Origin of the sequence: Devosia sp. Leaf64 (genome assembly GCF_001421945.1) — a bacterium.
Classification (GTDB): Bacteria; Pseudomonadota; Alphaproteobacteria; order Rhizobiales; family Devosiaceae; genus Devosia.
Genome location: NZ_LMLO01000018.1, coordinates 365405 through 372063, shown reverse-complemented (window position 1 = coordinate 372063; position 6659 = coordinate 365405). Strand labels below are relative to the sequence as shown.

General features: G+C 58.4%; 9 protein-coding genes. 3 read left to right on the top strand and 6 right to left on the bottom strand.

Annotated elements, in window-relative coordinates; translation table 11 throughout:
• Positions 1-549: 549 nt before the first annotated feature.
• A complete protein-coding gene (locus tag ASE94_RS11035; protein ID WP_062630428.1) occupies positions 550-1659 on the top strand; it encodes a flagellin in 1110 nt (369 codons plus the stop codon).
• Positions 1660-1785: 126 nt separating this feature from the next.
• Here ASE94_RS11035 and ASE94_RS11030 read toward each other — a convergent pair whose 3' ends face one another.
• From ASE94_RS11030 to ASE94_RS11015, 4 genes are all read right to left on the bottom strand, one after another.
• Positions 1786-2112 carry a hypothetical protein gene (locus tag ASE94_RS11030; RefSeq protein ID WP_062630427.1) on the bottom strand — a complete coding sequence of 109 codons (327 nt, stop codon included), beginning with the start codon at positions 2110-2112 and terminating at the stop codon, positions 1786-1788.
• 235 nt (positions 2113-2347) lie between these two features.
• Positions 2348-2818 carry a hypothetical protein gene (locus ASE94_RS11025; protein WP_061911180.1) on the bottom strand — a complete coding sequence of 157 codons (471 nt, stop codon included), beginning with the start codon at positions 2816-2818 and terminating at the stop codon, positions 2348-2350.
• On the bottom strand, positions 2818-3138 hold the full coding sequence (locus ASE94_RS11020) for a rod-binding protein (protein ID WP_061911182.1): 321 nt from the start codon (positions 3136-3138) through the stop codon (positions 2818-2820). Before ASE94_RS11020 ends, ASE94_RS11025 begins: the two co-directional genes overlap by 1 nt.
• Entirely contained in the window at positions 3138-4262 is a 1125-nt protein-coding gene (locus tag ASE94_RS11015) for a flagellar basal body P-ring protein FlgI (RefSeq protein ID WP_062630426.1), read from the bottom strand. Before ASE94_RS11015 ends, ASE94_RS11020 begins: the two co-directional genes overlap by 1 nt.
• Positions 4263-4509: 247 nt before the next feature.
• Here ASE94_RS11015 and ASE94_RS11010 point away from each other — a divergent pair, with 247 nt between their 5' ends.
• Positions 4510-4929: a flagellar assembly protein FliX gene (locus ASE94_RS11010; protein WP_062630425.1), complete on the top strand. Its 420-nt coding sequence runs from the start codon at positions 4510-4512 to the stop codon at positions 4927-4929.
• Between the two features lie 174 nt (positions 4930-5103).
• On the top strand, positions 5104-5520 hold the full coding sequence (gene dksA / locus ASE94_RS11005; RefSeq protein ID WP_061911188.1) for an RNA polymerase-binding protein DksA: 417 nt from the start codon (positions 5104-5106) through the stop codon (positions 5518-5520).
• Positions 5521-5564: 44 nt separating this feature from the next.
• On the opposite strand, the gene ASE94_RS11000 is transcribed toward dksA, so the two are convergent.
• Together ASE94_RS11000 and ASE94_RS10995 are read right to left on the bottom strand one after the other, a co-directional pair.
• Complete coding sequence (locus ASE94_RS11000; protein WP_061911190.1) at positions 5565-5987, bottom strand: YciI family protein; 423 nt, start codon at positions 5985-5987, stop codon at positions 5565-5567.
• A 148-nt stretch (positions 5988-6135) separates the two neighbouring features.
• Complete coding sequence (locus tag ASE94_RS10995) at positions 6136-6540, bottom strand: hypothetical protein (RefSeq protein ID WP_062630424.1); 405 nt, start codon at positions 6538-6540, stop codon at positions 6136-6138.
• Between the last annotated feature and the right edge of the window lie 119 nt (positions 6541-6659).

The following is a 6659-nucleotide window of genomic DNA, read 5'->3' as shown; positions in this document are numbered from 1 at the left end:
GGTATTCTGGAGGCTCAGAAGGTTCGCGCGAACGGCCTTCGAGAGAGAAACATCGGAACCCATACTAGGTTTTCCTTCTGGACGTGTGGTGCTTCGCCTCAATTCTTGAGACGTCTGCAGCATGGGCTCGACTTGCTAAAAACTTCTTAAATTCGTTCAATCTTTACGCTGTCGGTAAGCCCTTCATTCACCACGGTTTTCCGCAGATTTCCGGCGATTTCCATGTTGGTTGGTGAGGTCCTGGGGTACCAAATATTTTGCGCCGGATGATCTTTGCGGGCGGCGGTTTCCCGGATTACGCTCACACCACGCCGGTAAGATCACACGACTCGCCCTAGCTCTATCAGCCCAGGGCCTAACTCGCCCTCACGTGTACGCGCGCGATTCGACCTATCAGCCGGGGCAAAATCAGGGCTCGGAGGAATTAGATAAAATTTGAAATAAATTGCGATGTTTGCCGAGAGGGGCGCGCAGCTTTTGGACCTTAAACCTGATTTCGCCGGCAAGAAACGCCGGAAGAAAAAAATCTCTGGAGCAGGAAGTCCAAACATGAGCATCAATCTTTCGTCCAACGCCCGTACCGGTCTCACAGTTCTGCGCAACGTTTCTGAGCAGATGGCCACCACGCAGAGCCGCCTGGTAACTGGCAAGGCCGTCAATAGCCCGCTGGATAACGTCTCGAAGTTCTTCACTGCCTCTTCGATGGACACCCGCGCTGCTTCGATCGACTCGCTGATGGACAATATCAACGCTGCTCAGTCCTCCATGAAGGCCGCTTCGGAAGGCATCAAGGGTATCCAGGGCCTCATCAAGGAAGCCCGCGGTCTCACCAGCCAGGCACTGACCTCCTCGGCAACCAATGCGAAGGTCACCGGCACTGCAACCGTGACCGGCACCACGGCGATCACCGCCGCAGATACGCTGGTTCTGACGACCACGAGCGGCACCTACACCTACACTGCACCGGGTGGTGGTGGCACCATCCAGGGCCTCATCGACGGCATCAATGCTGACGCAGACGTCGGTGTGAAGGCTGCGATCGTCGACGGCAAGCTGACCCTCTCCGGTTCGAACAACGAATCCATCACGATCGCCGGCACCGGCACCGGCCTGACCGCTCCGGGCTTCACCGCTGCGACCACTGCTGCTCCGAAGAATGCGACCCGCGAAGCGCTTGCCAAGCAGTTCGATGCCCTCAAGACCGAAATCGATCGGATTGCCAAGGACGCAGGCATCAACGGCACCAACCTGCTCAATGGTGACAAGATCAAGCTGGCGCTCAACGAAGATGGTTCGTCCTCGACCTCGATCGATGGCACGGTGGTCAATGCTGCAAGCCTCGGTGTTGCCGGTGCAGCCGGGACCTGGCAGTCGGATAAGAACATCACCGACTCTCTCGATGATCTGATCGCTGCTGCCGATACGCTGGAAGCCACTGCCGCATCGTTCAGCTCGACCCAGTCGATCATCAATGCCCGCAAGGATTTCAACGCCTCGCTCTCGGATATCCTCAAGTCCAGCGCCAATTCGCTGACTGCCGCCGATATGGATCAGGAAGCTGCGAACCTCGTCGCTCTCCAGACCCGCCAGCAGATGGCCACCACGGCCCTCTCGATCATGCAGTCTTCCGAGACCACGGCTCTCCGCCTCATCTCGTAATCGCTCACGATACTTCACTGAAAACTTGGCCCGCCATCTTGGCGGGCCTTTTTCGTTTGAGCGCCGTAATCGCGCGCAAGAGAAAACCCGGGCTGAAACTCAGCCCGGGTTTTTCATGTTTGGTCGTCAGATGATCTTGTCGGTTACCGGCAAGGTTGAGAGGGGCGACGACCACTCCCGCTTGAGGCGCTGGATATATTCGTAAGCCGTTGGCGGCGCCAAGGCCTGTTCATTACCCAGCAGCCCCGCTTCGAAAATCGTCTCTGCGGGGAGGCTCTCATCGTGTTGCGTGACCGCCGAACCGCCATTTGCGTTTTCGGGATCGTCTTCGGGTGGACGGTCTTTCTTGGGATCGTCCTGGTTTTTTCGGCCATTTGGCCGCGTAAACCGGGGAAGATGCGGCGAAAAGGCGATACCGATCGTATCGGTTTTCGGCGCTATTCTGGCGCTCATATTCCTATCCTGGAGCCACAATTGGCCACTGGCAGGCTACGAGTCGGCCTCTCTGTAATCCGTTCGGAGCAATCGTCGGATTTTAAGAAAGTGGTCATCACTCCGGAAGATTTGGTTCACCATGATAGCGGGCAAAGAAAAAGGGCCCTCGCTCCTGCGAAAGCCCTTTGGCCGGTGATACAGCAAGCGCTCCTTCTGGAGCACTGGTCTTTAAGACGCGCGCGCCGGCGATTCCTTAGAGCGCGCGGTTGATGGCGATGCCCTTGGCCGCCGCAGCGCGCGGCATTCTCACTTCGCCGCTGCGATCATAGGTGCGGGTGCGGTCTTTCTGGCCGACGGTTTCGGCGACATCTTCCAGAATATCCTCGGCAATGGTCTTGGCCGTGGCGATAACGCGCAGGTTTTCCGCCATCTGCGTTGCAAGGCTGTCGTGATTGCTGTGCAGGCGGTCGAGCGACACGGGCGCTTCGGCCGAAAGACGCGTCGTCTGGCGTTGCACCGAACGGGCGTAAACCACGTAATCCTGTGCAAGCTGGGTCTTTTCGGCGGTGAGGCCTGCGGCATCGCGAAAACGGCCGGCGCGGAGCAGGGTGGTTTCTTCGTTCATCACGTTGACCAGCGCCTGGAGCGCGGTCTCGGCCTGGGTGCAGAGCTCCTCGGCTGGCAGGCTGTCGAGGGACGCAATACGATCTGCTGCTGCGGACATTAACGGTACACTCCTGTTACACGCGGATTAGTTTGTTGGCTGGCTTCCTGCAGGGCGATCATGTCGCCCATCAATTGGTCGGCAATGCCGAGGCCGCCATTTTGAGCCATGGAATTGGCAAGTTGTTCGGACTGGATCGAGCGCCAGGTTTCTTCGCCGAAGCCACCGCCGAAGCCGTTGTCGGACTTGGCCGTCGCGAACATTTCCTTGGTGAGAAGGTTGAGGAAGACGCCTTCGAAATCCTCGGCCTGCTTACGGATCTTGTCGATCTGGTGGCTGTTGAGGCTGGTCTTGATGCCGTTGACGATAGTGGTTTCCATCAGAGCACCTCGATTTCAGCTTGAAGAGCGCCAGTCGCCTTGATGGCCTGGAGGATGGCGATCAGATCGCGGGGCGAAATGCCGAGCGCGTTGAGCCCGTCGACCAGTTCCTGCAAGGTTACGGATTCGTTGATGACCTGCAGCGCCGTATCGGTCTGGCTGACACTGAGGTCGGTGCTGGGCTGCACGGCGGTCTGGCCCTGGCTAAAGGGTGCCGGCTGCACGACGGTCGGGTTTTCGGCGATCGAGACAGTCAGGTTCGATTGGGCCACGGCGACGCTCGACACGCGGACATCCTTGCCCATGACGATGATGCCGCTGTTTTCGTCGATGACGATCTTGGCCGACTGGTCGGTCTGGATGATGAGCTGCTCAACGTCCGTCAGCAGGTCGACGATATTGCCGTTAAAATTCACGGGCAGGGTGAGGCGGACGGTGGACGGATCTTCCGGCACGGCTGTCGCTGCACCAATGAAATCGTTGATCGCCATGGCGATGCGGCGCGAGGTGGTAAGGTCCGGGTTGCGCAGTGCAAGGCGCAGCGAATGCTGGGCGCCGAGTTCGAACCCGATTTCGCGTTCCACCAAGGCGCCCGAAGAAATGCGGCCGGTGGTTGGCACGCCCGAAACGATGCTGGCCGCGTCGCCTTCGGCGCTAAAACCGTTGATGGTGACCGGGCCCTGCGCGATGGCAAAAACTTCGCCGTCGGCGCCGAGGAGGGGGGTTACCAGCAAAGTACCGCCCTGGAGGCTCTTGGCATTGCCGAGCGAAGCAACCGAAATGTCGATGCGCTGCCCCTGGGTGGCGAAAGGTGGCAGGCTGGCAGTGACCATCACGGCGGCAACATTTGCCGTTCGGACGTTCTCGCCAGCGGTATTGACGCCAAGCCGTTCGAGCATCGATTGCAGCGACTGCTTGGTGAATGGCGAATTGTTGAGGCTGTCGCCTGTGCCATTGAGGCCAACGACGAGGCCATAGCCGACAAGCTGATTCTCGCGGATGCCTTCGACGTCGACGATGTCCTTGATACGGGCGGGCGCTGCGGCTGCCTGGGCGACAGGGCCCAGTGCCAGCGCGGCGCCGACCGCTATAAGAAGGCCAATACGGAAGAAGCTCTTTGGCATCTGTTTCCCCGAGAGTGCGCGGCACCATCCCCATGGCGCTGCAGTTCGCAACACTCAATGCCAGAAGCGTGCCAAACTCGAATTTTCTGCATAAGTCATTGTAATGATTAAGTTTACTGTCGAATGCAGTGCTCGGTTGCCCGCCCTAAATGTGCCGGTGTGCAATTCTTGCCGGGAACATTAAGTGGTCCTTAACCATGTCGGGCAGATTTTGCCTGTGACAGGAATTTGGGAGTGACTGAGTCCCGTGCGTATCGAAACCGCCAATCGCATGAGCAGTGTGTCTTCACGTGCCGCCGTGGGGAAATATGCTGCCGGCCAGTCTTTTACGATGTCGGATGTTTCGGGCCCCGCACGGGTGGCCCGCACAGCGCCGGTCGTGGCTTTGACCCCGCTCGACGCGATCCTTGCTATCCAGTCGGTTGGCGATGCCATGGGCGGCAAGCGCAAGGCGGTCAAGCGCGGCAGCAACCTGCTCGACCTCCTCGAAGGCATCAAGGCCGATCTGCTCGTTGGCGATATCACGCCCGATCGGCTCGATGCGCTGGTCAAGGAACTCAGCACCTATCGCGACCGGACCGAACCGGGGCTTGATGACCTGTTGGACGATATCGAACTGCGCGTCCGCGTCGAGCTCGCCAAGCAGGGCCTCTTCCCGCCTTTCTGAGCCAAAGGATAAGTCACAGTTCAGTCAGCTTCATAAAAATGTTGCCTATTACGGGCTATGTGGCTGATGCGAAGGGCCTTTTCTTAGTTAAGGCACTTTAAGAACTTCGCTTGCTCGGGGTTGACGTCCGGCCTATATAGGCCGCCGAGGGGTGCATTGGAGTTGAGTCAGCTAATGTCTTCGGTTGAAGTTATCGAATACCGGCCGAGTGAAGACGAGCCGTTCATGAACCCGCGTATGCGGGAATACTTCCGGAATAAACTGCTTGCCTGGAAAGACGAGATCCTGCGCGAAAGCCGCGGCACGCTCGAAAACCTGCAAGAAGAAAGCCAGAACCATCCGGATATGGCCGATCGGGCCAGCTCGGAAAGCGATCGGGCGCTGGAATTGCGGACGCGTGACCGTCAGCGCAAGCTGATCGGCAAGATCGACTCCGCCATGAAGCGGATCGACGATGGCACTTATGGCTATTGCGAAGAAACCGGCGACCCGATCGGCGTCGCCCGTCTCGATGCCCGCCCAACTGCGACGCTGAGCCTTGAAGCTCAGGAACTGCACGAGCGGCGCGAAAAGGTCTATCGCGACGAATAAATCAAAGCCCGCCGCAAGGCGGGCTTTTTGTTTGGCGTGATGGTTCAGACTTCACCGGTCCGTTCGCGGTTGCGATCGTGGATCGCCTGAACGTCTGGCGTCAGTTGCTCGGCAAAATCGCTCAATTCATAGATCGGGCGAATGTCGATATCGCTTTCTTCGAACATCGGATTGGGGCAGCGCTTCACCCATTCGACGGCCTCGTCCATATCGCGCACTTCCCAGATCCAGTAGCCGGCGACGATTTCCTTGGTCTCGGTGAAGGGGCCATCCATCACCGTGCGGTCTGTGCCATTGAAATGCACGCGCTTGGCCTGCTTGGTCGGCTTCAGCCCATCGCCGCCGAGCATGATGCCGGCGCTGATTAGTTGCTCGTTATATTTGCCCATGGCTTCAAGCATTTCGGTGGGCGGCATGCGGCCGTCTTCACTGTCCTGGGTGGCTTTTACAAAAACGACAACGCGCATTTCTCGTCTCCTTCAGTGCGGCAGAAATTGCCTCTCACCCTGGCGACGAATTCAAGCGAAGCCCTTCGACATTTTTGCGACGTCATTTTTCGAAAAAGACAACGGGGCCGAGTGGGCCCCGTCTGACTGGTGACGCTTTGAGAGAAATTTAGAAGCCGAAGACGGTGGTGATGCCGCTCTGGCCGTCGCCGTTCTGCATGCATTGCGCATCGCTGGCATTGCCGAACTGAAAGAGGCCGCAGGTATTGTTGTTGCCGTGCTGGCTGATGGTACCATGGTGGCCATTACCGTCCTGGACGATGAGGCCGGAATTGTTGCTGCCGCTCTGATCGAACCCGGCGGCGTTCCAATTGCCGTTCTGTGCGACATTGCCACCATTGTCAGAAAAACCCTTCACAAGGGAATAGACCCGCAGGCCAAGGCCAAGGGCCTGCGCCTGATCAGGATCTCTCGGCGCAAAGCCGAACGAGATCTGGCCGGCCATGGCAGGCGAAATGCCGATGACGAGAGCGGTGATGGCGCCTGCGGCGGTCTTAGTGAAGGTGGCGGTCATTTGGTTCTCCAAGCAGTTCTGCGTTCCCGGTGCTGGTGTTTCCCAGCGCATGAAAAGACCTTAGAGCCCTTGGGCTGAACCCATCCGGAGCAGGGCGTTCAGAATGCGTTCAGCGATTC

Coding starts and splice junctions, on each gene's coding strand:
- ASE94_RS11000 (WP_061911190.1), bottom strand. CDS start 5,987: ATGCGCGTTGTCGTTTTTGTAAAAGCCACCCAGGACAGTGAAGACGGC.
- ASE94_RS11035 (WP_062630428.1), top strand. CDS start 550: ATGAGCATCAATCTTTCGTCCAACGCCCGTACCGGTCTCACAGTTCTG.
- dksA (WP_061911188.1), top strand. CDS start 5,104: ATGTCTTCGGTTGAAGTTATCGAATACCGGCCGAGTGAAGACGAGCCG.
- ASE94_RS10995 (WP_062630424.1), bottom strand. CDS start 6,540: ATGACCGCCACCTTCACTAAGACCGCCGCAGGCGCCATCACCGCTCTC.
- ASE94_RS11025 (WP_061911180.1), bottom strand. CDS start 2,818: ATGTCCGCAGCAGCAGATCGTATTGCGTCCCTCGACAGCCTGCCAGCC.
- ASE94_RS11015 (WP_062630426.1), bottom strand. CDS start 4,262: ATGCCAAAGAGCTTCTTCCGTATTGGCCTTCTTATAGCGGTCGGCGCC.
- ASE94_RS11020 (WP_061911182.1), bottom strand. CDS start 3,138: ATGGAAACCACTATCGTCAACGGCATCAAGACCAGCCTCAACAGCCAC.
- ASE94_RS11030 (WP_062630427.1), bottom strand. CDS start 2,112: ATGAGCGCCAGAATAGCGCCGAAAACCGATACGATCGGTATCGCCTTT.